The 23,084-nt window shown below is 74.5% G+C and carries 23 protein-coding genes and 1 tRNA gene; 12 read left to right on the top strand and 12 right to left on the bottom strand.

Annotated features, from left to right (window positions below):
- Window positions 1–7: 7 nt before the first annotated feature.
- From ABD335_RS11025 to ABD335_RS11000, 6 genes are all read right to left on the bottom strand, one after another.
- Window positions 8–1,228, bottom strand: a complete 1,221-nt coding sequence (locus ABD335_RS11025; RefSeq protein ID WP_344322012.1) for an acyl-CoA dehydrogenase family protein — start codon at window positions 1,226–1,228, stop codon at window positions 8–10.
- A gap of 6 nt (window positions 1,229–1,234) precedes the next feature.
- Entirely contained in the window at window positions 1,235–2,257 is a 1,023-nt protein-coding gene (locus ABD335_RS11020) for a phosphotransferase family protein (protein WP_344322011.1), read from the bottom strand.
- Window positions 2,258–2,403: 146 nt separating this feature from the next.
- The gene (locus tag ABD335_RS11015; protein ID WP_344322138.1) at window positions 2,404–2,877 is read right to left on the bottom strand and encodes a gluconokinase; all 474 of its coding nucleotides are present in this window, start codon (window positions 2,875–2,877) and stop codon (window positions 2,404–2,406) included.
- Between the two features lie 17 nt (window positions 2,878–2,894).
- The gene (locus tag ABD335_RS11010; RefSeq protein ID WP_344322010.1) at window positions 2,895–3,191 is read right to left on the bottom strand and encodes a DUF202 domain-containing protein; all 297 of its coding nucleotides are present in this window, start codon (window positions 3,189–3,191) and stop codon (window positions 2,895–2,897) included.
- A gap of 29 nt (window positions 3,192–3,220) precedes the next feature.
- A complete protein-coding gene (locus tag ABD335_RS11005) occupies window positions 3,221–3,616 on the bottom strand; it encodes a YidH family protein (protein WP_344322137.1) in 396 nt (131 codons plus the stop codon).
- A gap of 12 nt (window positions 3,617–3,628) precedes the next feature.
- Complete coding sequence (locus tag ABD335_RS11000) at window positions 3,629–4,177, bottom strand: NUDIX domain-containing protein (RefSeq protein ID WP_344322009.1); 549 nt, start codon at window positions 4,175–4,177, stop codon at window positions 3,629–3,631.
- Window positions 4,178–4,277: 100 nt separating this feature from the next.
- On the opposite strand from ABD335_RS11000, the gene ABD335_RS10995 reads away from it, so the two are divergent.
- Both ABD335_RS10995 and ABD335_RS10990 read left to right on the top strand, forming a co-directional pair.
- Window positions 4,278–5,933, top strand: coding sequence for an FAD-binding dehydrogenase (locus ABD335_RS10995; protein WP_344322008.1), 1,656 nt, complete (start codon window positions 4,278–4,280; stop codon window positions 5,931–5,933).
- Between the two features lie 135 nt (window positions 5,934–6,068).
- Window positions 6,069–7,289, top strand: a complete 1,221-nt coding sequence (locus ABD335_RS10990; protein ID WP_425583598.1) for a DUF2330 domain-containing protein — start codon at window positions 6,069–6,071, stop codon at window positions 7,287–7,289.
- A 143-nt stretch (window positions 7,290–7,432) separates the two neighbouring features.
- On the opposite strand, the gene ABD335_RS10985 is transcribed toward ABD335_RS10990, so the two are convergent.
- A tRNA-Leu gene (locus tag ABD335_RS10985) sits at window positions 7,433–7,517 on the bottom strand.
- Window positions 7,518–7,655: 138 nt separating this feature from the next.
- Between ABD335_RS10985 and ABD335_RS10980 the strand changes: the two genes are divergently transcribed.
- The 3 genes from ABD335_RS10980 to ABD335_RS10970 all read left to right on the top strand — a co-directional run bounded on the left by ABD335_RS10980 (window position 7,656) and on the right by ABD335_RS10970 (window position 10,669).
- The gene (locus ABD335_RS10980) at window positions 7,656–8,987 is read left to right on the top strand and encodes a M20/M25/M40 family metallo-hydrolase (protein WP_344322006.1); all 1,332 of its coding nucleotides are present in this window, start codon (window positions 7,656–7,658) and stop codon (window positions 8,985–8,987) included.
- 152 nt (window positions 8,988–9,139) lie between these two features.
- A complete protein-coding gene (chpH, locus tag ABD335_RS10975; RefSeq protein WP_031507563.1) occupies window positions 9,140–9,373 on the top strand; it encodes a chaplin ChpH in 234 nt (77 codons plus the stop codon).
- 162 nt (window positions 9,374–9,535) lie between these two features.
- Window positions 9,536–10,669, top strand: a complete 1,134-nt coding sequence (locus ABD335_RS10970; protein WP_344322005.1) for a chaplin — start codon at window positions 9,536–9,538, stop codon at window positions 10,667–10,669.
- 100 nt (window positions 10,670–10,769) lie between these two features.
- Here the strand turns inward: ABD335_RS10970 and ABD335_RS10965 are convergent, their stop codons facing one another.
- Window positions 10,770–10,958, bottom strand: a complete 189-nt coding sequence (locus tag ABD335_RS10965) for a DUF5703 family protein (protein WP_344322004.1) — start codon at window positions 10,956–10,958, stop codon at window positions 10,770–10,772.
- Between the two features lie 47 nt (window positions 10,959–11,005).
- Here ABD335_RS10965 and ABD335_RS10960 point away from each other — a divergent pair, with 47 nt between their 5' ends.
- Window positions 11,006–11,839 carry a hypothetical protein gene (locus ABD335_RS10960; protein ID WP_344322002.1) on the top strand — a complete coding sequence of 278 codons (834 nt, stop codon included), beginning with the start codon at window positions 11,006–11,008 and terminating at the stop codon, window positions 11,837–11,839.
- A gap of 13 nt (window positions 11,840–11,852) precedes the next feature.
- On the opposite strand, the gene ABD335_RS10955 is transcribed toward ABD335_RS10960, so the two are convergent.
- Both ABD335_RS10955 and ABD335_RS10950 read right to left on the bottom strand, forming a co-directional pair.
- The gene (locus tag ABD335_RS10955; RefSeq protein WP_344322134.1) at window positions 11,853–13,760 is read right to left on the bottom strand and encodes a helix-hairpin-helix domain-containing protein; all 1,908 of its coding nucleotides are present in this window, start codon (window positions 13,758–13,760) and stop codon (window positions 11,853–11,855) included.
- 107 nt (window positions 13,761–13,867) lie between these two features.
- The gene (locus tag ABD335_RS10950) at window positions 13,868–14,851 is read right to left on the bottom strand and encodes an aldo/keto reductase (RefSeq protein WP_344322001.1); all 984 of its coding nucleotides are present in this window, start codon (window positions 14,849–14,851) and stop codon (window positions 13,868–13,870) included.
- Between the two features lie 76 nt (window positions 14,852–14,927).
- Between ABD335_RS10950 and ABD335_RS10945 the strand changes: the two genes are divergently transcribed.
- Window positions 14,928–15,980, top strand: a complete 1,053-nt coding sequence (locus ABD335_RS10945; RefSeq protein ID WP_344322000.1) for an LLM class F420-dependent oxidoreductase — start codon at window positions 14,928–14,930, stop codon at window positions 15,978–15,980.
- A gap of 237 nt (window positions 15,981–16,217) precedes the next feature.
- Window positions 16,218–17,069 (top strand): ferritin-like domain-containing protein, encoded by an 852-nt coding sequence (locus ABD335_RS10940; RefSeq protein WP_344321999.1) that lies wholly within the window; start codon window positions 16,218–16,220, stop codon window positions 17,067–17,069.
- Here ABD335_RS10940 and ABD335_RS10935 read toward each other — a convergent pair.
- Entirely contained in the window at window positions 17,047–18,075 is a 1,029-nt protein-coding gene (locus ABD335_RS10935; protein WP_344322133.1) for a magnesium and cobalt transport protein CorA, read from the bottom strand. The two genes, ABD335_RS10940 and ABD335_RS10935, sit on opposite strands and share 23 nt — an antisense overlap.
- A gap of 43 nt (window positions 18,076–18,118) precedes the next feature.
- Between ABD335_RS10935 and ABD335_RS10930 the strand changes: the two genes are divergently transcribed.
- The 4 genes from ABD335_RS10930 to mshC all read left to right on the top strand — a co-directional run bounded on the left by ABD335_RS10930 (window position 18,119) and on the right by mshC (window position 21,735).
- The gene (locus tag ABD335_RS10930; protein WP_344321998.1) at window positions 18,119–18,823 is read left to right on the top strand and encodes an MSMEG_4193 family putative phosphomutase; all 705 of its coding nucleotides are present in this window, start codon (window positions 18,119–18,121) and stop codon (window positions 18,821–18,823) included.
- Window positions 18,824–18,910: 87 nt separating this feature from the next.
- Window positions 18,911–19,501 carry a DUF3090 domain-containing protein gene (locus ABD335_RS10925; RefSeq protein ID WP_344321997.1) on the top strand — a complete coding sequence of 197 codons (591 nt, stop codon included), beginning with the start codon at window positions 18,911–18,913 and terminating at the stop codon, window positions 19,499–19,501.
- The gene (locus ABD335_RS10920) at window positions 19,465–20,376 is read left to right on the top strand and encodes an SCO1664 family protein (protein WP_344321995.1); all 912 of its coding nucleotides are present in this window, start codon (window positions 19,465–19,467) and stop codon (window positions 20,374–20,376) included. The genes ABD335_RS10925 and ABD335_RS10920 overlap by 37 nt, the downstream gene beginning before the upstream one ends.
- Before the next feature lie 129 nt (window positions 20,377–20,505).
- Window positions 20,506–21,735, top strand: a complete 1,230-nt coding sequence (mshC, locus tag ABD335_RS10915) for a cysteine--1-D-myo-inosityl 2-amino-2-deoxy-alpha-D-glucopyranoside ligase (protein WP_344321994.1) — start codon at window positions 20,506–20,508, stop codon at window positions 21,733–21,735.
- A gap of 112 nt (window positions 21,736–21,847) precedes the next feature.
- Here mshC and ABD335_RS10910 read toward each other — a convergent pair whose 3' ends face one another.
- Window positions 21,848–22,903: a PAC2 family protein gene (locus ABD335_RS10910; protein ID WP_344321993.1), complete on the bottom strand. Its 1,056-nt coding sequence runs from the start codon at window positions 22,901–22,903 to the stop codon at window positions 21,848–21,850.
- Window positions 22,904–23,084 lie beyond the last annotated feature (181 nt).

Below are 23,084 nucleotides of genomic sequence, written 5' to 3'. Positions count from 1 at the left end.
CGGGCGGTCAGGACCGCGCGAAGCGCTTCAGTTCGCGTCGTGCCAGGGAGCGCTGGTGGACCTCGTCCGGGCCGTCCGCGAGTTGCAGGGTGCGGGCCGACGCCCACAGCTCCGCCAGCGGGAAGTCCTGGCTCACCCCGCCCGCGCCGTGCAGTTGCACCGCGCGGTCCAGGATGTCCACGACCGTCCGCGGCACCGCGATCTTGATGGCCTGGATCTCGGTGTGCGCGCCGCGGTTGCCCACGGTGTCCATCAGCCACGCCGTCTTGAGCACCAGCAGCCGCAACTGCTCCACCGCCACCCGCGCGTCGGCGATCCACTGTTGGACGACGCCCTGCGCGGCCAGCGGCTTGCCGAAGGCGACACGGGAGTTGGCGCGGCGGCACATCAGCTCGATCGCCCGCTCGGCCATGCCGATCAGCCGCATGCAGTGGTGGATGCGGCCGGGGCCGAGGCGGGCCTGGGCGATGGCGAAGCCGCCGCCCTCCTCGCCGATCAGGTTCGAGACGGGGACGCGGACGTCGTGGAAGAACACCTCGGCGTGGCCGCCGTGCCAGTGGTCCTCGTACCCGTAGACCGTCATGGCGCGACGGACCTCCACGCCCGGGGTGTCGCGCGGCACCAGCACCATCGACTGCCGGCGGCGGACGTCCTCGGCGTCCGGGTCGGTCTTGCCCATCACGATGAAGACCGCGCAGTTCGGGTTCATCGCCCCGGAGATGTACCACTTGCGGCCGGTGACGACGTACTCGTCGCCCTCGCGCCTGATGCGGGTCTCGATGTTGGTGGCGTCCGAGGAGGCCACCTCCGGCTCGGTCATCGCGAAGGCCGAGCGGATCTCGCCGGCCAGCAACGGCCTCAGCCACCGCTCCCGCTGCTCGGGGCTGCCGAACTGCGCCAGCACCTCCATGTTGCCGGTGTCCGGCGCGGCGCAGTTGGTGGCGGTCGGGGCGAGCTGCGGGCTGCGGCCGGTGATCTCCGCCAGCGGCGCGTACTGGAGGTTGGTCAGCCCGGCGCCGTACTCGGCGTCGGGCAGGAAGAGGTTCCACAGGCCCCGCTCGCGGGCTGCGGCCTTCAGCTCCTCCACCACCGGCGGGGTGTCCCAGGGCGAGTCCAGCGCGGCCCGCTGCTCCTCGGCCACCGCCTCCGCCGGGTACACGTGCTCGTCCATGAAGGCCAGCAGCCGCTCGCGCAGCTCCTCGGTGCGGGCGTCGAATGCGAAGTCCATGGCTGCCTAGCCCTCCTGAAGGGTGGTGAGGCCGTTGTCGACGAAGACGGGGACGAGGGCGCCGATGCGGTCGAAGCCCGCGCCGACGGTCTGCCCGAGGGTGTAGCGGTAGTGGATGCCCTCCAGGATCACGGCGAGCTTGAAGTAGGCGAACGCCGTGTACCAGGCGATGTTCGACACGTCGCGGCCCGAGAGCGCGGCGTACCGCTCGACCAGCTCCCGCGCGTCGGGGTGGCCCGGGGCCTCGCGCGTGGTGGCGATGGGGGAGCCGGGGACGTGCCGCTGACTGCTGTACATCACCAGCAGGCCGAGGTCGGTGAGCGGGTCGCCGAGCGTGGACATCTCCCAGTCGAGGATGGCGGTGATCCGGTCGTCCGCGCCGACCAGCACGTTGTCCAGTCGGTAGTCGCCGTGGACGATCGTGGGGGAGGGGGAGACCGGCAGACGCCTTCCGAGCGCGGCGTGCAGCTCGTCGATGCCCGGCAGCTCGCGGCTGCGGGAGGCGTCCAACTGCTTGCCCCAGCGTCGCAGTTGGCGCTCCAGGAAGCCGGCGGGCCGCCCGAAGTCGTCCAGGCCCACGGAAGCGGGGTCGACCGAGTGGAGCTTCACGAGCGCGTCCGCCAGGCCGAGCACCAGCTCGCGGGTGCGCTCGGGGCCGAGCGGGGCGAGCTGTTCGGCGGTGCGGTACGGCGTGCCGGCCACGTGCTCCATCACGTAGAAGGGCGCCCCGAGGACGGAGTCGTCCTCGCACAGCAGCACCGCGCGGGGCACGGGGACCTCGGTGGGGCCCAGCGCGCTGATCACCCGGTGTTCGCGCGCCATGTCGTGGGCGGTGGCCAGGACGTGCCCCAGCGGCGGACGTCGGACGACCCAGCGGGAGGTCCCGTCGGTCACCCGGTAGGTCAGGTTCGACCGACCGCCCTCGATCAGCTCCGCGCTCAGCTCTCCCCGCACGAGTCCGGGACGCTCGCGGTCCAGGTACGCGCGCAGCCGCGCGGGATCGAGGCCCGGTGGATGGTGCTCGGTCATCGGAAGGCTCCTCGGCGGGAAGAGGTGATCGTACGTCCCGAGTAATGATGCCGACCAGTCGGTATGGAGTCCATAGAGGAGCCGGAAAACCGGGTGACCGCCCGGACGGCGCGGCGGCGGGCCGGGAGCCGCCGGCGGGCGGGACGTCAGCGGGGGACGGCGGCGCAGGCCAGCGCGACGGTCTCCTCGGGCGTCCCGTCGATGGGGACGACGGCGCCCCTCTCGTCCGGCTCCAGCGGCTCCAACGTCTCGATCTGGGACCTCAGCAGCGCGGGCGGCATGAAGTGGCCCTTGCGCGCGGCCATGCGCCCGGCGATCAGCTCCGGCGAACCGTCCAGGTGGACGAAGAACAGCTCCGGCGCGGCCCGGCGGAGACGGTCGCGGTAACGGCGCCTGAGAGCGGAGCAGGTGACCACGCCGCCGCCCTCGCCCCGGTCCTCCAGCCAGCCGGCGATCGCGTCCAGCCAGGGGCGGCGGTCCTCGTCGGTCAGCGGGACGCCCGAGGCCATCTTCGCCACGTTCTCGGGCGGGTGGAAGTCGTCGGCCTCCGCGTACGGCACGCCCAGCCGCTCGGCCAGGGCCGTGCCCACCGTCGTCTTGCCGGAGCCGGACACGCCCATCACCACGACCAGCGGCCTCACCACAGCCACACCACCACCCCACAGATCGGCACCGTCAGCGTACAGATGACCACCGTCAGCGCCGCGGAAACGCCCAGCGGGACCGGGCGGGGCACCGCCAGGGCGCGGACGCGGCGGTGGGCCACCGCCAGGAGCACCGGCCACGCGAGCACCGCCGGCGCCGCGTACGCCGGCGACGCCCCCGACCCGACGATCGCCCGGCGGACCGTCAGCACCACGACCACCGCGAAGGCCAGCGCGGTGCGCCGCCACGCCAGCCGGGTGCGCTCCGGCTGGGCGGCCGGGTCCCGCACGGCTTCCGTCCCGTCTCCCCGCGCCCGGCTCACCGGCCGAACTCGCCCAGCACCACACCGACCACCACCAGCAGCGCGGCCAGCGCCGTGCCCAGGGCCAGCAGCACGGGGAAGCGCGACAGGGGCAGGTCCTCGCCGCGCCGCATCGCCCGCTCGGCGCGCAGCCAGTGGTTCACCGCCCGCACCGCGCACAGCGCGCCGCCCGCCAGCAGCACCACGGCGATCGTCGTCCGCGCCCCCGGACGCATCCCGGTCAGGAACTGGTCCACCGCGAGCCCGCCGCCCACCAGCGCCAGGGCGGTGCGGATCCACGCCAGGAACGTCCGCTCGTTCGCCAGGGAGAACCGGTAGTCCGGGGTCCGGCCCTCGGCCCGCAGACGCTCCGGCGCCCACCACAGCCGCGCCGCCGTCCGGAACCTGTCGATCACGCTCCGAGCCTACGCAAGACCGCCGCCCCCGCGCTCCCGGTGCCACTCCCGCAGCCGCCGGTGGCACTCCAGGCCGTCGGGCACCACGTCCCACTCCGGCAGCCGCCGCTCCACCTCCTCCTCCGGCAGGAACGCCCACCAGGCGACCTCCTCCGGCTGCGGTCGCACCGGCAGCTCGCACCGCACCTCGTACACGGACAGGAACCAGGTGTGCTCCGGAGACTCGTAGAGGAACTTCAACCGGTGCTCCGGGCGCGGCAGCCCGCTCACCCCCAGCTCCTCCTCGGCCTCCCGCAGCGCCGCCTCGTCGTAGCTCTCGCCCGCGCCGACCACGCCGCCGACCACCACGTCGTACATCGAGGGGAAGATCAGCTTCTCCGGGGTGCGGCGGTGCACGAAGACGCGTCCCTCGGCGTCGTACACCCGGATCGAGACGCTCCGGTGCCGCAGCCGCCGCGCCGTGGCCACCCCGCGCGGGGCCTGTCCGACCACCCGGTCGTCCTCGTCCACGATGTCCAACAACTCGTCCGCGGACCTGCCCGCCGTCTCGTCGATCATCCGTCCATCCAAGCGGCACGCGAGGGGTGCCGTCCGCCCGGACCGGCGGTTACCCTCCGGTTCACCAGCGCGGACGAGCCGAGGGACGGGTGAGCGGCAGATGGCGTACGACGCCGACGTGATCGTGATCGGGGCGGGCCTGGCCGGACTCGCGGCCACCGCCGAACTGGCCGACGCCGGGCGCCGGGTGATCCTGCTGGACCAGGAGCCCGAGGCGTCGCTCGGCGGCCAGGCGCACTGGTCCTTCGGCGGTCTGTTCCTCGTCGACTCCCCCGAGCAGCGCCGCCTGCGCATCCGCGACAGCCGCGAACTGGCCTGGCAGGACTGGCTCGGCACGGCCGGCTTCGACCGCGAGGAGGACGCCTGGCCGCGCCGCTGGGCCGAGGCGTACGTCGACTTCGCCGCGGGCGAGAAGCGGGCCTGGCTGCGCGCCCAAGGGGTGCGGCTGTTCCCCGTCGTCGGCTGGGCCGAGCGCGGCGGCTACGGCGCGACCGGACACGGCAACTCGGTCCCGCGCTTCCACATCACCTGGGGCACCGGGCCGGGCCTGGTCGAACCCTTCGAGCGGCGCGTGCGGCAGGGAGCCGACAAGGGCCTGGTGGACCCGCGGTTCCGGCACCGCGTCACCTCCCTGGCCCGCAGCGCGGGCGCCGTGGACACCGTCGCCGGCGAGGTGCTGGCCCCCAGCGACGCCCCGCGCGGCACCGCGAGCGGCCGTGAGGTGGTCGGCACCTTCGAACTGCGCGCGCAGGCCGTGATCGTCGCCTCCGGCGGCATCGGCGGCAACCACGACCTGGTCCGCGCCAACTGGCCCGAGCGCCTGGGCACCCCGCCCCGGCGCATGCTCTCCGGCGTCCCCGCCCACGTCGACGGCGCGATGCTCGGCATCGCGGAGAAGGCCGGCGGCCGGATCGTCAACCGCGACCGGATGTGGCACTACACCGAGGGCATCGAGAACCGGGACCCGATCTGGGCCCGCCACGGCATCCGCATCCTGCCCGGCCCCTCCTCGCTCTGGCTGGACGCCACCGGGAAGCGGCTGCCGGTGCCGCTCTTCCCCGGCTTCGACACCCTCGGCACCCTCGAACACATCATGCGGACGGGGTACGAGTACACCTGGTTCGTCCTCACCCGGAAGATCATCGAGAAGGAGTTCGCGCTCTCGGGCTCCGAGCAGAACCCCGACCTCACCGGCCGCAGCGTCCGCCAGGTCCTCGGCCGCGCCCGCTCCGGGGCGCCCGCGCCGGTGCGGGCCTTCATGGACGAGGGCGCCGACTTCGTCGTGGAGCGCGACCTGTCCGCCCTGGTGCGCGGCATGAACGCGCTGACCGGCGACGACCTGATCGACGAGGACGCCCTGCGGCGCGAGATCACCGCCCGCGACCGGGAGATCGACAACCCCTTCACCAAGGACCTCCAGATCACCGCCGTCCGCGGCGCCCGCGCCTACCTCGGCGACCGGCTGATCCGGGTCGCCCCGCCGCACCGTCTGCTGGACCCGGAGGCGGGCCCGCTGATCGCCGTGCGCCTGAACATCCTCACCCGCAAGACCCTCGGCGGCCTGGAGACCGACCTGTCCGCGCGCGTGCTCACCGCGGACGGCACACCGCTGCCCGGCGTCTACGCGGCGGGAGAGGCCGCCGGCTTCGGCGGCGGGGGCATGCACGGCTACCGCTCCCTGGAGGGCACCTTCCTGGGCGGCTGCCTGTTCTCGGGCCGCACGGCCGGCCGCGCGGCGGCGCGGGCCGTCGGCTGACGCCTCCCGACGCCTGCCGACGCCGGGAGGCGCCGGCCCGGGCCGCCGCGCCCGGAACCGGACCCGGCGCCCGGACCGTCTGTGGCGGGGAAGCCGGCCGGAAACCGTCGGCCGGCGGCACACGAGGGGGGACGCGTGAGGACACGGACGAGCCGCGCCACGGCGGCGGGGGAGCGGTACGGGACCCTGCGGAGACGGGCCCTGGCGGTGGTGGCCCTGCTGCTGCTCGCCCAGTCGGTCTCGCTGCTCCGTCCCGCGTACGCCTGCGGCTGCGGCGGCATGGTGCCGGCCGACGGCACCACCATCGGCGTGCGGGACGAGACCTCCGTGGTGCGCTGGGACGGCCGCACCGAGGAGATCGTCATGCGGCTGACCGTGGACGGCGACGCCTCCGAGGCCGCCTGGATCATGCCGGTGCCCGACCGGGCCGACGTCGGACTCGGCGACCGCGAACTGTTCGGGGAGCTGACGGCCGTCACCGCGCCGGCCCGCGAGACCCGCCGGTACTTCTGGCCCCGCTCCGGCGACTGGCCGCTCGACGGCGAGGACGGCGTCACGGCCGGCGCGCCGGAGGGCGCGGCGCCCGAGGTGGACGTCGTCGGCCGCGAACGGCTGGGCCCCTTCGACGTCGCCCGGCTCGCCGCGACCGACTCCGGCGCCCTGGACGCCTGGCTGCGCGACAACGGCTTCCGCCTCCCCGACCGGCTCGCGGCCGAACTGGAGCCGTACGTGGAGCGGAAGTGGGAGTACGTCGCCGTCCGCCTCGCCCCCGAGGAGGACGGGGCCGGGGACGGTGCCCCGCGGCAGGCGCTCGGCGGCGCCCTCGACCCCCTGCGCATCACCTTCGCCGCCGACCGGCCGGTCTACCCCATGCGGCTGTCGCGCGCCGCGCGCACGCCCCAGTCGCTGCGGCTGTACGTCCTGGCCCCCCACCGCATGGAGCCCGCCGATCCCATCGGCGGGGAGAGGCCCGAGGTCCTCTTCGCCGGCCGGCTGACCGCGGCGGAGCTGTCGGAACACGACCGGCTGCGCGAACTGGTCGACGCCGAGGAGGTGTTCCTGACCGCCGTCGCCCAGGAGTTCCCCCGCCCGGAGCGCATCGACGGCGACCACGAACTGCGCCGCGCCGGGGCCGACACCCCGTACCGCACGGTGGTGTACGACGACGAACTGCTCAGGTGGGGCGGCGTCCCGGCGTGGCTCGTCACCGTGCTCGCCGGCGCCGCCGTCCTGCTCGCCGCGGTGACGACGGCGCTGCTGCTGCGCGGACGGGCCGTCCGCGGGCGGGAGTTCGAGGAGGACCCGGCCCGCACGGTCGCGCGGCGGTACGCCGAGGACTCCCCGCCGCGCCCCTAGCGGGCGCCGGCGAGCCGGAAGGGGTGGCCGTCCCCGGGCGGACGGCCGCCGACCGGAGACGCCGTCCACGACGGGGCGCCCACAGCGGGCGCCCCAACGGAACGTCCCCCGTGGGAGACCCACGGGGGACGTTCCGTCATCGGTGTCCGGAGGGGGACTTGAACCCCCACGCCCGATAAAGGGCACTAGCACCTCAAGCTAGCGCGTCTGCCATTCCGCCACCCGGACGAGGTGTGCGCCATCGGCCGCTGCCGTGGCGACGTGTAAACCATAGCACTGGAGAGGGGGCGGGCGATCACACCCGTTGCTGTGCGACGGGACCCGGAAGCGGGAGGATGGGACGATCCCGCTACAGGAGGAGGCAGTGTGAGCGAGCCGAGCGCGACCGCGGCGGACACCGTCAGGGGCGAGGACGAGGTCGTCGACCTGTGCCGCGATCTCATCCGGATCGACACCAGCAACTACGGAGACCACTCCGGGCCCGGCGAGCGGGCCGCGGCCGAGTACGTGGCCGAGAAACTCGCGGAGGTGGGGCTGGAGCCGAAGATCTACGAATCGCACCCGGGACGGGCCACGACCGTCGCCCGGATCGAGGGCGAGGACCCCTCGCGACCGGCCCTCCTCATCCACGGCCACACCGACGTCGTCCCGGCGAACGCGGACGACTGGACCCACCACCCGTTCTCCGGCGAGATCGCCGACGGCTGCGTGTGGGGCCGCGGGGCCGTCGACATGAAGGACATGGACGCGATGACGCTGGCGGTCGTCCGCGACCGGCTGCGCACCGGCCGCAAGCCGCCGCGCGACATCGTGCTGGCCTTCCTCGCCGACGAGGAGGCCGGCGGCACCCACGGGGCGCGGTTCCTGGTGGACCGGCACCCGGAGGTCTTCGAGGGCGTCACCGAGGCGATCGGCGAGGTCGGCGGCTTCTCCTTCACCGTCAACGAGAAGCTGCGGCTGTACCTGGTGGAGACCGCCCAGAAGGGCATCCACTGGATGCGGCTCACGGTGGAGGGCACCGCCGGGCACGGCTCGATGACCAACACCGACAACGCGATCACCGAGCTGTGCGAGGCCGTCGGACGCCTGGGCAGGCACCGGTTCCCGGTCCGGGTCACCAAGACGGTCCGCTCCTTCCTCGACGAGCTCTCCGACGCCCTCGGGGTCGAGCTGGACCCCGAGGACATGGACGCGACCCTCGCGAAGCTGGGCGGCATCGCCAAGATCATCGGGGCGACCCTGCGGAACACCGCGGCCCCGACGATGCTCGGCGCGGGCTACAAGGCCAACGTGATCCCCGGCCAGGCCACCGCCCACGTCGACGGGCGCTTCCTGCCCGGCTACGAGGAGGAGTTCCTGGCCGACCTCGACCGGATCCTGGGCCCGCGGGTGAAGCGCGAGGACGTGCACGCCGACAAGGCGGTGGAGACCACCTTCGACGGCGCCCTGGTGGACGCCATGCAGACCGCCCTGCGCGCCGAGGACCCGATCGCGCGCGCCGTGCCGTACATGCTCTCCGGGGGCACCGACGCCAAGTCCTTCGACGACCTGGGCATCCGCTGCTTCGGCTTCGCCCCGCTGAAGCTGCCGCCGGAGCTGGACTTCGCCGGGATGTTCCACGGCGTGGACGAGCGGGTCCCGGTGGAGGGGCTGCGGTTCGGCGTGCGGGTCCTGGACCGCTTCATCGACCACTGCTGAGGGCCCGCGCGGGGCGTCCCGGGGGATTCGCCACTGTGTACGCCCATCACTGGGACGGGTGAAAGCGTCTCCGGGCCGTAGCCCGGTTCCTCCGTTGTCGTTACAGGGAGTGCGGTCCGCGGCTGGGATCGCATTGCCAACAAGGAGGAAGAATGATCAAGAAGGTCGTCGCTGTCGCGGCTGCCACCGGCGGTCTCGTGCTCGCGGGTGCGGGCGCGGCCTCCGCCCACTCCGGCGCCCAGGGCGCCGCCTTCGGTTCCCCCGGTGTCGTCTCGGGCAACGTCATCCAGGTGCCCGTCCACGTTCCGGTGAACGTCTGCGGCAACACGATCAGCGTGATCGGGGTGCTGAACCCCGCCTTCGGCAACGTCTGCATCAACCAGTGACGTCGCGGCCGGACCGGTGAGTCCGGCGCACGGCGGCCCCGGAGTGCGCGCCATGCGCTCCGGGGCCGCCGTTTCGGCGGACGGAGAGGCCGAGCGCCCTCCGGTCGCGGCCCCACGCAGATCGCAAGCCACCCCCCATCAGCAGAGGGCAAGGAAGTACACATGCGACAGGTCACCAGGAAGGGCCTGATCACCATCGCCGCGGCCGGCGGATTGCTGGCCGTGTCGGGCGGCTACGCCCACGCGGACGCCGGCGCCCAGGGCGCGGCCGCCGCCTCCCCGGGCGTGCTGTCCGGCAACACCGCCCAGGCTCCCGTGCACGCGCCGGTGAACGCCTGCGGCAACACCGTGACGGGCGGAGGCGCTCTCAACCCCTCCTTCGGCAACAAGTGCGCCAACGACCACTCCCGCCACTACTCCCACCACCACGACGGCGGATACGGCGGTGGATACGACGGCGGGTACGGCGGTGGACACCAGTACCCCGACCACGACTGGCAGTCCGAGGGCCACGAGTCGTCCGACGAGCACCACGGGCACGACGGCGGATACGACAACGGGTACGACGGCGGGTACGACCGGGGTGCCACGGCCCAGGGCGCGGCCGCCGCCTCCCCGGGCGTGCTGTCCGGCAACACCGCCCAGGCTCCCGTGCACGCGCCGGTGAACGCCTGCGGCAACACCGTGACGGGCGGAGGGGCCCTCAACCCCTCCTTCGGCAACAAGTGCGCCAACGACGGCTCCGAGCACGGGCCGGGGAAGCCCGAGAAGCCGGGCAAGCCCGACGAGCCGGGGAAGCCCGACAAGCCCGGGAAGCCGGACGAGCCCGAGAAGCCCGGCAAGCCGGGGAAGCCCGAGAAGCCGGGGAAGCCCGACAAGCCCGGCAAGCCCGAGAAGCCGGGCGGCCCCGACAACCCGGAGTGCGGGCGTGACGGCGGCAAGGACGGCAGGGACGGCAAGGACGGCAGGGACGGTAAGGGAGACAAGGACGACAGGGACGGCAAGGACGACAGGGACGGTAAGGGCGACAGGGACGGTAAGGGAGACAAGGACGGCAAGGGGGACGAGGACGGCAAGGACGAGTGCGGGAAGCCCGGGAAGCCGGGTGACAAGGACGGCGAGAAGCACAAGCCCGACACCCGGGCCCCCGAGCAGGACCGGTCCGCTCCGCAGTTGATCGAAGGCTCGCTGGCGGACACCGGCGGCCCCGCCCTGAGCACGATCCTCCCGCTCGGCGCCGGTGCCCTGCTCGGCGGCACCCTGCTCTACCGGCGCGCCCGCGCCGCGCGGCGCTGATCGCCGGCCGGGTACACGGCGAAGCGCACGAAGAGCACACCACGAGGAGCGGTCCTCGTCCCCCACAGCGGGACGGGGGCCGCTCCTCGCGCGAACCGCGTCACCAGGTGGCGCGCAACTGGCGGATGATCCGCCGCCGCAGCCGCACCTGACGGCTTCCGTCGGAATTGAGCCTCAGTCGATCCAGTTCCCAGTGTCCGTACTCGGCGTGGTCGGTCAGCAGTCGTGTGGCGGCCTTGCGGGACACCCCGCGAGGGACGTACACATCGCGAAATTCGTATTCCGGCATCACATCTATTGTGCGGGCAAGGCCCCGGTACGGATAGCGTCTGCACTATGTCTGATGCTGCGCAGCCCAGCGCTGCCGAGGTACGAGCCGCCGCCGAAGCGCTGAAGACCGCGCTGGACCGTCACCTCGAAGCCGTCGAGCGACGGTCCGCCGGAGGTGGTACGGCCGCCGAGGCCGCCCGGGCGGATGCCGCCGTCCATGCCGCGTTCGACGAGCTCGCCGCGGCGGGGGAGGCCTACGACGAGCTGTTGTACGACGTCTACGACGAGGTCACCCCCTTCGAGGTTCCCGGCGGGGAGAGCATGCCCCCCTACACCGGACCCGAGGAGCCCAGCGCGCTCAGCGTCTTCATCCGCCGCGACTACACCGTCGTCGAGCCGCAGCGGCTGATGGCCCAGGCGCAGCGCGTCACCGAGCTGGACCCGGACTCGGTGGACGGCGACACGGAGGCGCTGGAGGGCCCCTTCGCCGGGAGCGGCGCGCACGCCGCGCTCGGGGTGCTGTTCGGCGAGTACGAGCCCGACGAGATCGCCACCCGGCACAAGGAGTTCGGTCTGGAGGAGGGCGATTCCACCCTGTGGGTGATCGCGGGCGACGAGCCCCCCGAGCCCGGGGAGTGGTTGGGCGCCCCCTTCGAGTCGGCCGAGCCGGAGCGGATCGTCTGCCGCTTCGACGTCAGCGCCGTCTTCGACGAGGAGGGCGGCTTCTACGGGCAGGCCGACGACCGTCTGGAGGACGGACTCGAGGAGGAGGAACCCGACGTCGAGGAGGACGAACTCGACGAGGACGACGAGGACGAACTCGACGACGGGGACGACGAGGACGACGGGGACGACGACGGCGGTCCGGGCCGCGGCCCCGGAAGGGCCACGGCCGGCTAGTCCGTCCGGTCCGTCACGCCGGGTCCTCCGGCGCCGTCGCCGCCTGCGTGCGCAGCAGCGTGCGCAGGCGGGTCGTGCGCCGGCCGGCCGGCACCTCCGCCACCGCCCTCGGCAGCGCCTGGTCCACGCCGTGCACCACGGACAGGTGCCGCTCGCCGCGGCCGAACGCGGTGTACACCCACGCCCGGTCGAGGGCCGGGACCGCGTCGCCCGGCAGCACCACCACGACCGCCGGCCAGCGCGTCCCGACGGCCTGGTGGGCGGTGAGCGCCCAGCCGTGCCGCACGGTGTCGGCCACCCGCTCGCGCGGGACGGTGACCCTGCGCCCGGCACAGTCCAGGTGGAGCCCCTCGGCGTCCGCGGAGACGACCGTGCCGAGCGTGGTGCGGCCCGGGGCGGGGGAGTGGACCACTCGGTCACCCGGGTCGAAGCCGCCGAACCGGCCGGGACCGGGGTTCAGCCGCTCCTTGAGCGCGGCGTTGAGCACCCGGGTGCCCGCGGCGCCGCCGTGGCCGGGCGTGATCACCTGAGTCCGCTCGGCGGGCACTCCGATCGCCCTCGGCACCGAGTCGGCGACCAGTTGCACGGTGCGGTGCACCGCCTCCCCGGCGTCGCGCACGGGGACGATCACCACCTCCCTGCCGGGGGCCTCCACCGCGTTCAGCTCGCCGACCCCGATGCCCGAGACCAGCTCGCCGATCGGACCCGGGTCCGGGGTGCGCGAGATCACCTGCGGGCAGACGCGCGCCGCGAGGAGATCGGCCGCCACCTGGCCGGGGCCCGCCGCGCCGAGCAGGTTCGGATCCCCGCTGAGCACCAGCCGCGCACCGTCCGGCACGGCCTCCACCAGCGCCGCCGCCCGCTCGACGTCGAGCTGGGGGGCGTCCAGCACGGCGAGCAGGTCCAGCGCGTAGGCGCCCTCCTCGTCCCGCCCGGGCCCCTCCCGCCCGGCCAGCAGCCCGTCCACGGTCACGGCCGCCGGGCCCCCGCCGTCGGCACCGTCGGCACCGTTGTCGGAGCCGAGCAGCTCCGCCAGCCGCCGCCTGCCGTCCTCGCCGTGGGCCGCGGCGTACGCCCGCAGCCCCAGGGACCGGGCCGCCGCGACCAGCGCCGCGGGCTCGGCGCGGGCGGCCTCGCCGCCGGTGTGCACCACCAGGCCGGCGCGCGCGACCGCCCGGATCAGCTCGGCCGCCGACGGGGTGGGCGCCCCGGCCGCGGCCGCCTCCCAGCGCTCGGCCTCCTCCCCGTCGGGCGGGGTGAAGGTGCCGCCCAGCCGGGCCAGGCCCTCGGCCAGGCTCTCCTCGGCCAGGGCGTGGCGTTCCAGGCCCAGCAGCAGCCGCGCGGGCGGCTCGTCCCCGTCCTCGCCTCCGGCGCCCTCGCCGCCGGACTCCTCCCGGTCCTCGAAGGCCAGCACCGCACCGGAGTCGACCGCCTCGCGCACCGCCTCCTCCGGATCCGGCACGGCGTACCGGGCCAGCTCCCCGGCGAGGGTCGCGGGCGGCAGGACCGTGTGCCCGGCCAGCGCGGCCCGCTCCAGCAGCCACACCACCAGGGCCCGGACGCGCCGCTCGTCGCCGGGACCGCACCCGGCGCCCAGCAGCGCGCGGGCGAAGCCGTCCGCCTGCTCCGGCCGCACGCCGGGGACCGCCAGCAGGAGCCACGGGTCCGCGCGGAGCACCTCCTCGGCGCCCCCGCCCAGGCTCTCCACGACCCGCGCGGCCAGCGCCTCGGGCGCCCCGCCCTCGGCGAGCAGCGCGGTGACGCCCGCGGGCACCGCCACGGGACCGCCCGCGGCCGGACGCGCGCCGGGAGCGGGCACGGGCCGCGGGGCGGGGGCCGGACGCCGGGGCGCGGGCTCGGGCGCGGCGAAGAACTCGGCGGCGGAGCGCTCGCCGCTCTCCACGGCGCGGACGGCGGCCATCAGCTCGGCGGCCTTGCCCTGCGCGGCCTTGCCTCGCGCGGTGTTCCGAGCGGCGTCCCCGGCCGTTCCGTCCCTGGCGTCGTCTGTGCTGTCGGCACCGGACGCGGTCACAGTGTGCTCCAGTCGTGATCGGGATAGCGGTGCACCGGGGCCGACACGTCGTCCAGCGCCCGGCAGATCTCGTCGGGAAGACTAAGGCTCTCCACTGACAGGATCTCGCCGAGCTGCCGCGCCGTGCGCGCGCCGACGATCGGCGCGGCCACCCCGGGTCGGTCCCGCACCCAGGCCAGCGCCACCTGGAGCGGGGTGACGGCCAGCCCGTCGGCCGCTATGGCGACCGCGTCCACGATCCGCGCCGCCGTGTCGTCGAGGTACGGCGCGACGAAGGGCGCCAGGTGCTCCGAGGCCCCGCGCGAGTCCGGCGGCGTGCCGTCGCGGTACTTGCCGGTGAGCACGCCCCGGCCCAGCGGCGAGGACGGCAGCAGCCCGATCCCCAGGTCCAGCGCGGCGGGCAGCACCTCCCGCTCCACCCCCCGCTGGAGCAGCGAGTACTCCATCTGCGTACCGGCCAGCCGGGTGCGCTCCCCGGGCGCGGCGAGCTGCCAGGCGGCGGCCTTGGCGAGCTGCCAGCCGCAGAAGCCCACCACCCCGGCGTAGCGGGCCCGGCCGCTGCTCACCGCGGTGTCGACGGCCTGGAGGGTCTCCTCCAGCGGCGTGACGGGGTCGTAGGCGTGGATCTGCCACAGGTCCACGTGGTCGGTGCCCAGCCGCTCCAGCGAGGCGTCGAGGGCGGCCAGCAGGTGGCCGCGGGAGCAGTCGAAGCGGCGGTCCGGGTCGGGCACGCCGCCCGCCTTGGTGGCGATCACCAGGTCCCGGCGCGGCACCAGGTCCGCCATCAGCCGGCCCAGGAGGTACTCGGCGCCCCCGTCGGCGTACACGTCGGCGGTGTCCACCAGGGTGCCGCCCGCCTCCCAGAAGGTCTTCAGCAGGTCGGCTGCCTCCCTCTCCCCGGTGTCCCGCGCCCAGGTGAGGGTGCCGAGCCCGATCCGGGATACGCGGAGGCCGGTGCGGCCCACGTGCCTGTGCTCCATGGGCGTTGAGCGTACTTGCGGCCGCGCGCTAGAGTCCCGGGGACAGGTACGTTACTGATCGGTAAGGGGAGCGCGGATGCGGCTCGGGATCAACCTCGGCTACTGGGGAGCCGGGATGGACGCGGACAATCTCGCGGTCGCCAAGGAGGCCGACCGCCTCGGCTACTCCGTCTGCTGGGCCGCGGAGGCCTACGGCTCGGACGCCGCCACCGTGCTGGCCTGGGTCGCCGCCCAGACCGAACGGATCGACGTGGGGTCGGCCATCTTCCAGATCCCCGCCCGCACCCCCGCCATGACGGCCATGACCGCCGCCACCCTCGACACGCTCTCCGGCGGCCGCTTCCGGCTCGGCCTCGGCGTCTCCGGGCCGCAGGTCTCCGAGGGCTGGTACGGTGTGAGGTTCGACAAGCCGCTCGCCCGCACCCGCGAGTACGTGGAGATCATCCGCAAGGCGATGTCCCGCGAGCGCCTGACCCACGCCGGCGAGCACTGGACGCTGCCGCTGCCGGACGGCCCGGGCAAGCCGCTGAAGCTGACCGTGCACCCGGTCCGCGAGCACATCCCGCTGTACATCGCCGCCATCGGGCCGAAGAACCTGGAGCAGACCGGCGAGATCGCCGACGGCGCCCTGCTGATCTTCTTCTCGCCCGAACACGCCGAGGAGACCACGCTCGGCGCGCTGCGCGCCGGACGCGAGAAGGCGGGCAAGACCATGGAGGGCTTCGACGTGGTGCCCACCGTGCCCCTGGCCGTCGGCGACGACATCGACGCCCTGGCCGACACCTTCCGCCCGTACACCGCGCTGTACGTCGGCGGCATGGGCAGCCGCAAGCAGAACTTCTACAACAGGCTCGCCCAGCGGATGGGGTACGAGAAGGAGGCCGCCGAGATCCAGGACAAGTACCTGTCCGGCGACAAGGAGGGCGCCGCGGCGGCCGTGCCCCGGCAGCTCATCGACTCCACCACGCTGCTCGGACCGATCGACCGGATCGCCGACCGGATGCGGGCCTACGCCGAGGCCGGGGTGACCACCCTGTCGCTCACGCCCGCGGGCTTCACCCTGGAGGAGCGGATCGCCGCGCTGCGCGCCGGCGTGGAGGCGCTGGAGCGCTCCGGGGCCGCCTCCTGAGGACCCCGAGGCGGCGGCCTCCGCGCCGCGTGCCTCCGGGACGTGTTCACGGCCGTGGTGGGGGCTCGGGGTCTTCCCCGCCACGGCCGTCACCGAGCACAACGCCCCGGGCCGCCGCGGGTTACGGGCGCGGCGGCGGGCCCCTCCGTTCCGCCCGGACGGCGGAACGGGCGTTGCCGTGGGCCGGGCGCCCGGCTTGACTCGACTTCTGCGGACACGTCCACGGAGGTACCGGTCATGCTCTGGGCGAAGGACCTGCTGCGTGAGGCCCTCGACAACGACGTCTCCTTCCGGTTGCTGTGCTCCCTGGCCGCCGGCACCGAGGCCCGCAACGGCCGGGAGAACGGCAGGATCGCCGCGTCCATACCGCGCTGCCGGCGCGACCTGGCGCCCGGCATGGCCCGCCACGGCGCCCAACAGGAACGGCACGCCCGCCTGCTGGGCGAACTGCCCGCCCGGCGCGGCCTGGACCCGGTCGCCGTGCCCCCCGAAGCGGACCACGCCCTGCTCCTGGAGCGGCGGGGGGTCTGCCCGGCGCACGGCAAGCTGGACCGCGGAGAGCCCCTGAACGAGCGGGACGTCGTCGCCCACCTGGCCCACGCGTACGTCGCCGAGACCCGCGCCGCGGCGTGGCTCGCCCCGGTGGCCGAACGCCTCCCCGACGACCCGGAGGCCGTCCGTCTGGCGCGGGAGATCGCCCTGGCCAAGCGGGACCACCTCGCCTACTGCCGGGAGGGCCTGCTGTGCTTCGTCCGCGCCGGGCACGGCGCCGCCGTCCGGTGGCTGCTGCGGGAGAGCACGCTGGCGGAGATCCGCGTCCACCGCGACGTCGGCCTCGCCCTGTCGGCCCACCTGGGACACCTGCTGGGCTGGCGAATGGCCCGGTCGGTGGTGCTGGAGGCGCGCGCCCACGCGGTGTACGCCCGGGAGTGGCTCGTCGACCGGCACCGCACCACGGGCCTCGTCCCGTTCGAGCGCCCCGCCCCGCCCGTCCCGTCCGTCCGCCCCGCCGGCACCGGCGCGCCCGGCGCCCCCTCCGCCTCCGACTCCCCGCCCGGCCCCGCCGCTACAGCCAGCCCCGGCGCTTGAACAGCCGGTACAGGCCGGTGCTCACACCCGCCATCAGCAGCAGCACCGCCGGATAGCCCAACGGGTGGCCCAGCTCGGGCAGGTACGCGAAGTTCATGCCGTAGATCCCGGCGATCATGGTCGGGGCCGCGGCCATGGCCGCCCACGCCGAGATCCTGCGCATGTCGTCGTTCTGCCGGACGCCCACCTGCGCCAGATAGGCCGACAGGATGTCCGACAGCAGCCGGTCCAACCCCTCGACCTGGTCGTTCACCCGGATCAGATGGTCGTGGACGTCGCGGAAGAACGGGCGCGAGCGGTCCGGTACGAACGGCACCCCGGCCCCCGCCAGCCGCTCCATCGGCTCCACCAGCGGCCCGCAGGCCCGGCGGAACTCCAGCACCTGGCGCTTGAAAGCGTAGATGAGGGCCGCGACGGCGCTCCCGTCCGCGCCGCCCGGCGTGAAGACCCGCTCCTCCAGCCCGTCGAGGTCCGCCTGCAACTCCGCGGCCACCTCCATGTAGTGGTCGACCACCGCGTCGCTCACCGCGTACAGCACGGCGGCCGGACCGTGCTGGAGCACCTCGGGCTCCCGCTCCAGGCGCTCGCGCACCCGGCCCAGGGGGTTGATGTCGCCGTGCCGCACGGACACCACGAAGCCGTCGCCGAGGAACAGCATCAGCTCCCCGGTGTCCACCCTGTCCGCCGCGGCGTCGTAGTCCACCGGCTTGAGCACCAGGAACAGCGAGTCGTCGTAGACCTCCAGCTTCGGGCGCTGGTGGGCCGAGAGGGCGTCCTCCACCGCCAGCGGGTGCAGCCCGAACGCCTCGGCGACCGAGCCGAACTCCTTCTCGGAGGGCTCGTGGAGGCCGATCCACAGGAAGGTGTCACCGGCCGCGCGGGCCGTCCCGACCGCCTCGGCCAGGTCGGTGGGGCCCTCGGTGCGGCGCCCGTCGCGGTAGGTGGCGCAGTCCACTATCACCCCCGTATGGTGCCCCGGCCCCGACGGGACATGTGGAGGGGACATGCGGGTGAAGACCGCCGTGCGCTCCTCGCCTACGCTGGCTGCCATGCCCACGCTGCTCCTCGTCCGGCACGGCCGGTCCACCGCCAACACCTCCGGGCTGCTCGCCGGGCGCACCCCCGACGTCCGCCTGGACGAGCACGGCGCCGCCCAGGCCGCCGCGCTCCCCGCCCGCCTGGCCCCGCTTCCGCTGGCGGCCGCCGTCCACAGCCCGCTGGAGCGCTGCCGCCAGACCCTGGCCCCGCTGGCCCGGGCACGGCCGGAGCTGCCGTTGCACGTCGAGGAGCGGATCAACGAGTGCGACTACGGCGAGTGGACCGGCCGCAAGCTCGCCGAGCTCAACGACGAACCGCTGATGGCCGGCGTCCAGCAGCACCCCTCCGCCGTCTCCTTCCCCGGCGGCGAGACGATGCGCGGCATGCAGGCCAGAGCGGTGGAGGCCGTGCGCGACTGGAACGAGCGGATCGAGAGGGAGCACGGGGCCGACGCCACGTACCTGATGTGCTCCCACGGCGACATCATCAAGGCCCTGGTCGCCGACGCCCTCGGCATGCACCTCGACCTCTTCCAGCGCGTCCACGTCGAGCCCTGCTCGATCACCGCCATCCGCTACACCCCGCTGCGGCCCTTCCTGCTGCGCTTGGGCGACACCGGGGACCTCGCCTCCCTCGCCCCGCGCGAGGAGGACGCGGGAGGCGGCGTGCCGCGGGCCGGCGGCGACGGGACCGCCGCCGTGGGGGGCGGGGCCTAGGCCCGGACGGCGCGCGGTGGTCGGCACGGTGATCGCCGGGCGCAGTAGGGTGCCAGTGACCCAGCAGTCGACCCAACGGAGCAGGACGTGTCCCGTCAGGTGTTCCTCTACGACCCCCCGGAACGTTTCGTGGCCGGTACGGTCGGGCTGCCTGGCCGCCGCACCTTCTACCTCCAGGCGTCCGCGGCCGGCCGCATCACCAGCGTCGCCCTGGAGAAAGCGCAGGTCGAGGCCCTGGCCGAGCGCATCGACGAGCTCCTGGACGAGGTCGTGAGGCGCACCGGCGGCAGCGCCCCCGTCCCGGCCGTCGCCCCCGCCGAGGCGGCCGACACCGCCCCTCTGGAGACCCCCGTCGAGGAGGAGTTCCGGGTCGGCACCATGGCGCTCGCCTGGGACGGCGAGGAGGAGTGCGTGGTCGTGGAGGCCCAGGCCCTGGTCGAGTTGGACGTGGAGTCCGAGGAGGAGCTCGTCGAGGCCGAGGAACGGCTGCTGCGGGACGACGAGAACGGCCCGCCGGTGCTGCGCGTGCGGATCAGCGGCGCCATGGCCCGGGCCTTCGCCAAGCGCGCCATGGAGGTCGTCCGGGCGGGCCGCCCGCCGTGCCCGCTGTGCAGCCTGCCGCTCGATCCGGAAGGACACGTGTGCCCGCGCCAGAACGGGTACCGTCGCCGGCCGTGACACGGAACGAGACGGTCGACCTGCTGGCCCGCGGCGAGCTGACGGTGCGCGGACGCCTCCGGGACGCCTCCAACGCGGTGCTGTACTGCACGGTCTCCCACGCCGGGCGCGAGGTCCCCTGCGTCTACAAGCCGGTGCGCGGCGAGCGTCCGCTGTGGGACTTCCCCGACGGCACCCTGGCGCAGCGCGAGGTGGCGGCGTACGAGGTGTCCGAGGCGCTCGGCTGGCACCTGGTGCCGCCGACCGTGCTGCGCGACGGCCCCTACGGCGAGGGCATGTGCCAACTGTGGATCGGCCCCTCGCCGGACGGCGGGGAGCGGTCCGGCGACGGAGCCGAGCCCGACGAGCCCGACGGAGACGAGGCCGACGAGCCCGACGAGGCCGGGGAGGCGGGCGGCCTCCTCGCGCTCGTGGAGGGCGAGGAGCCGGAGGACGGCTGGAGGCCCATCGGCCTGGTCGACGTGGGCGAAGGGCGCACCGCACTGCTGGTGCACGCCGACGACGCGCGGCTGCGCCGTCTCGCCGTCCTCGACGCGGTGATCAACAACGCCGACCGCAAGGGCGGCCACCTGCTGACCACCGCGGACGGGCACCTGTACGGCATCGACCACGGAGTGACCTTCCACACCGACGACAAGCTGCGCACGCTGCTGTGGGGCTGGGCGGGCGAGCCGCTGCCCACCGAGACGCTGGGGCCGCTGCGCGCCCTGGCCGCCGCCCTGGCCGACGGCGCCCCGCTCGCCGCCCGACTGGCCGACCTGATCACCCCGGCCGAGTTGGACGCCCTGCGCAAACGGGTCGACGACCTGCTCGCCTCCGGCCGCCACCCGCTGCCCGGAGGGGACTGGCCCGCCATCCCCTGGCCGCCCGTCTGAGGCCCCTCCGGCCGCCCGCCCGGCGCCCGCCGCTCCGGCGCCGCCGGCGGTCCGGGGCCGGCCGCGCGCCCCGATCGCCGCGCGTATCCCACTCGTGGGCACCACCAATCGCCGGTTACGCTCATGACCATGCATGCCTGGCCCGCTTCCGAGGTGCCCGCCCTGCCAGGTCAGGGCCGCGACCTCAGCCTCCACGACACCGCGACCGGGGGACGAGTGACCCTCGCCCCCGGCCCCGTCGCCCGCCTGTACGTCTGCGGCATCACGCCGTACGACGCGACCCACATCGGGCACGCGGCGACCTACAACGCGTTCGACCTCGTGCAGCGCGTGTGGCTCGACACCAAGCGGCAGGTCCACTACGTGCAGAACGTCACCGACGTCGACGACCCGCTGCTGGAGCGGGCCGCCGCCACCGGCGACGACTGGACCGCACTGGCCGAGCGCGAGACGGCCCTCTTCCGCGAGGACATGACAGCCCTGCGCATGCTCCCCCCGAAGCACTACGTCGGCGCCGTCGAGTCCATACCCATGATCGTCCCGCTCATCGAGCGGCTGCGCGACGCCGGCGCCACCTACGAGATCGACGGCGACGTCTACTTCTCCGTCTCCTCCGACCCCCACTTCGGCGAGGTCTCCCGCCTGGACACCGAGACGATGCGGCACCTGTCGGCGGAGCGCGGCGGCGACCCCGACCGTCCCGGCAAGAAGAACCCGCTCGACCCGATGCTGTGGATGGCCGCCCGCGACGGCGAGCCCTCCTGGGACGGCGGCTCGCTCGGCCGCGGCCGGCCCGGCTGGCACATCGAGTGCGTCGCCATCGCCCTCGAACACCTCGGCATGGGCTTCGACGTCCAGGGCGGCGGCTCCGACCTGGCCTTCCCCCACCACGAGATGGGCGCCTCGCACGCCCAGGTCCTCACCGGGCGGCACCCCTTCGCCAAGGCGTACGTCCACGCCGGGATGGTCGCGCTCGACGGCGAGAAGATGTCGAAGTCCAGAGGGAACCTGGTCTTCGTCAGCCGGCTGCGCCGCGACGGGGTCGACCCGGCCGCCATCCGCCTGGCGCTGCTGGCCCACCACTACCGCTCGGACTGGGAGTGGACGGACGCCGTCCTCGACGAGGCGGTCGCCCGCCTCGGCCGTTGGCGCGCCGCCGTCTCCCGCCCCGACGGCCCGCCGGCCGACGCGTTGGTGGAGGAGATCCGCGAGGCCCTCGCCGACGACCTCGACGCCCCCGCCGCACTGGCCGCCGTCGACCGCTGGGCCGACCGCCAGAGCGAGGCCGGCGGCTCGGACACCGGCGCCCCCGGTCTGGTCACGCGGGCCGTGGACGCCCTGCTCGGCGTCGCGCTCTGACGCTTTCCCGACGCCTCCGGACGCGCCCCGCGCCCCACGCGAACACGCCCCGGTCGGCCCGTGCACGGGCCGACCGGGGCGTGTCCCTTCCGGTCCTGCGGTCTTCCGGTCGTCAGTCGTCCCCGTCCCGGCTCCCGTCGTCGGAGTCCTCCGGGCCCTCGCCGCCGGAGTCCTTCGAACGGCCCTCCGCGTCGTCCCCGGAGCCCTCCTCCGGGCCCTCCTCGGAGGACTTCGGGCGTCCCCGGCCGCCGAGGTCGCCGGAGGTGTCGCGCAGGTACGAGCCGCTCTCGGAGGCCGTACCGCCGGCGGCGGTGTGGCCGTCGCGCCGCCGCAGGTAGCGCTCGAACTCCTTGGCGATCGCCTCGCCCGACGCCTCCGGCAGGTCCGCGGTGTCCCGCGCCTCCTCCAGCGACTGCACGTACTCGGCCACCTCGCTGTCCTCGGCGGCGAGCTGGTCCACCCCGAGCTGCCAGGCCCGGGCGTCCTCCGGCAGCTCGCCCAGCGGAATCCGCACGTCCAGCAGGTCCTCCAGCCGGTTGAGCAGGGCGAGGGTCGCCTTCGGGTTGGGCGGCTGCGAGACGTAGTGCGGCACCGCGGCCCACAGGCTCACGGCCGGCACGCCCGCGTGCGTGCACGCCTCCTGCAGGACGCCGACGATCCCCGTGGGCCCCTCGTAGCGCGACTCCTCCAGGTCCAGCGTGCGGGCCAGGTCGGGGTCGGAGGTCGTTCCGGTGACCGGGACCGGCCGGGTGTGCGGGGTGTCGCCGAGCAGGGCACCGAGCACGACGACCATCTCCACGCCGAGCTCGTGGGCGAAGCCCAGGATCTCGTTGCAGAAGGACCGCCAGCGCATGCTCGGCTCGATGCCGCGCACCAGCACCAGATCGCGGGCCCGACCGCGGCCGTCGGCCTCGCCGAGCCGCACCACCGACAAACGGGTCGTGGGCCAGGTGATCCTGCGCGCGCCGCCCTCCAGCCACACCTGGGGGCGGTTGACCTGGAAGTCGTAGTAGTCCTCGGCGTCCAGCGCCGCGAACACCTCTCCCTTCCACTCCCGCTCCAGATGGGCGACCGCGGCGGAGGCGGCGTCACCGGCGTCGTTCCAGCCTTCGAACGCGGCCACCATGACCGGGTCGACCAGCTCGGGAACCCCCTCGAGCTCGATCACCCAGTGCCTCCTTCCGGCCGGTGCGGAGTGCTTCGCTCCACACCGGCTGACGTCTCATTACCGTGCGGCCCCAGCCTACGGCGTGACCGTGCCCGCTCCGCAGCCCCCGCACGCCTTTCGGACCGGGGTTTCGGACCGGGGTTCCGGGCCGGCGGTGCGCGGGGCGTCCGCCCACCGCCGC

The organism is Streptomyces macrosporus (genome assembly GCF_039533145.1).
Taxonomy (GTDB): domain Bacteria; phylum Actinomycetota; class Actinomycetes; order Streptomycetales; family Streptomycetaceae; genus Streptomyces; species Streptomyces macrosporus.
Note: the sequence above shows the minus strand (reverse complement) of the source record. Positions and strands in the feature narration are given on the sequence as shown.

Coding starts and splice junctions, on each gene's coding strand:
- ABD335_RS11000 (WP_344322009.1), bottom strand. CDS start 4,177: ATGATCGACGAGACGGCGGGCAGGTCCGCGGACGAGTTGTTGGACATC.
- ABD335_RS10955 (WP_344322134.1), bottom strand. CDS start 13,760: ATGGCCGCCGTCCGCGCCGTGGAGAGCGGCGAGCGCTCCGCCGCCGAG.
- ABD335_RS10945 (WP_344322000.1), top strand. CDS start 14,928: ATGCGGCTCGGGATCAACCTCGGCTACTGGGGAGCCGGGATGGACGCG.
- ABD335_RS10935 (WP_344322133.1), bottom strand. CDS start 18,075: ATGTCCCCTCCACATGTCCCGTCGGGGCCGGGGCACCATACGGGGGTG.
- ABD335_RS10995 (WP_344322008.1), top strand. CDS start 4,278: ATGGCGTACGACGCCGACGTGATCGTGATCGGGGCGGGCCTGGCCGGA.
- ABD335_RS10950 (WP_344322001.1), bottom strand. CDS start 14,851: ATGGAGCACAGGCACGTGGGCCGCACCGGCCTCCGCGTATCCCGGATC.
- chpH (WP_031507563.1), top strand. CDS start 9,140: ATGATCAAGAAGGTCGTCGCTGTCGCGGCTGCCACCGGCGGTCTCGTG.
- ABD335_RS10960 (WP_344322002.1), top strand. CDS start 11,006: ATGTCTGATGCTGCGCAGCCCAGCGCTGCCGAGGTACGAGCCGCCGCC.
- ABD335_RS11025 (WP_344322012.1), bottom strand. CDS start 1,228: ATGGACTTCGCATTCGACGCCCGCACCGAGGAGCTGCGCGAGCGGCTG.
- mshC (WP_344321994.1), top strand. CDS start 20,506: ATGCATGCCTGGCCCGCTTCCGAGGTGCCCGCCCTGCCAGGTCAGGGC.
- ABD335_RS11020 (WP_344322011.1), bottom strand. CDS start 2,257: ATGACCGAGCACCATCCACCGGGCCTCGATCCCGCGCGGCTGCGCGCG.
- ABD335_RS11015 (WP_344322138.1), bottom strand. CDS start 2,877: ATGGGCGTGTCCGGCTCCGGCAAGACGACGGTGGGCACGGCCCTGGCC.
- ABD335_RS10940 (WP_344321999.1), top strand. CDS start 16,218: ATGCTCTGGGCGAAGGACCTGCTGCGTGAGGCCCTCGACAACGACGTC.
- ABD335_RS10930 (WP_344321998.1), top strand. CDS start 18,119: ATGCCCACGCTGCTCCTCGTCCGGCACGGCCGGTCCACCGCCAACACC.
- ABD335_RS10970 (WP_344322005.1), top strand. CDS start 9,536: ATGCGACAGGTCACCAGGAAGGGCCTGATCACCATCGCCGCGGCCGGC.
- ABD335_RS10965 (WP_344322004.1), bottom strand. CDS start 10,958: ATGCCGGAATACGAATTTCGCGATGTGTACGTCCCTCGCGGGGTGTCC.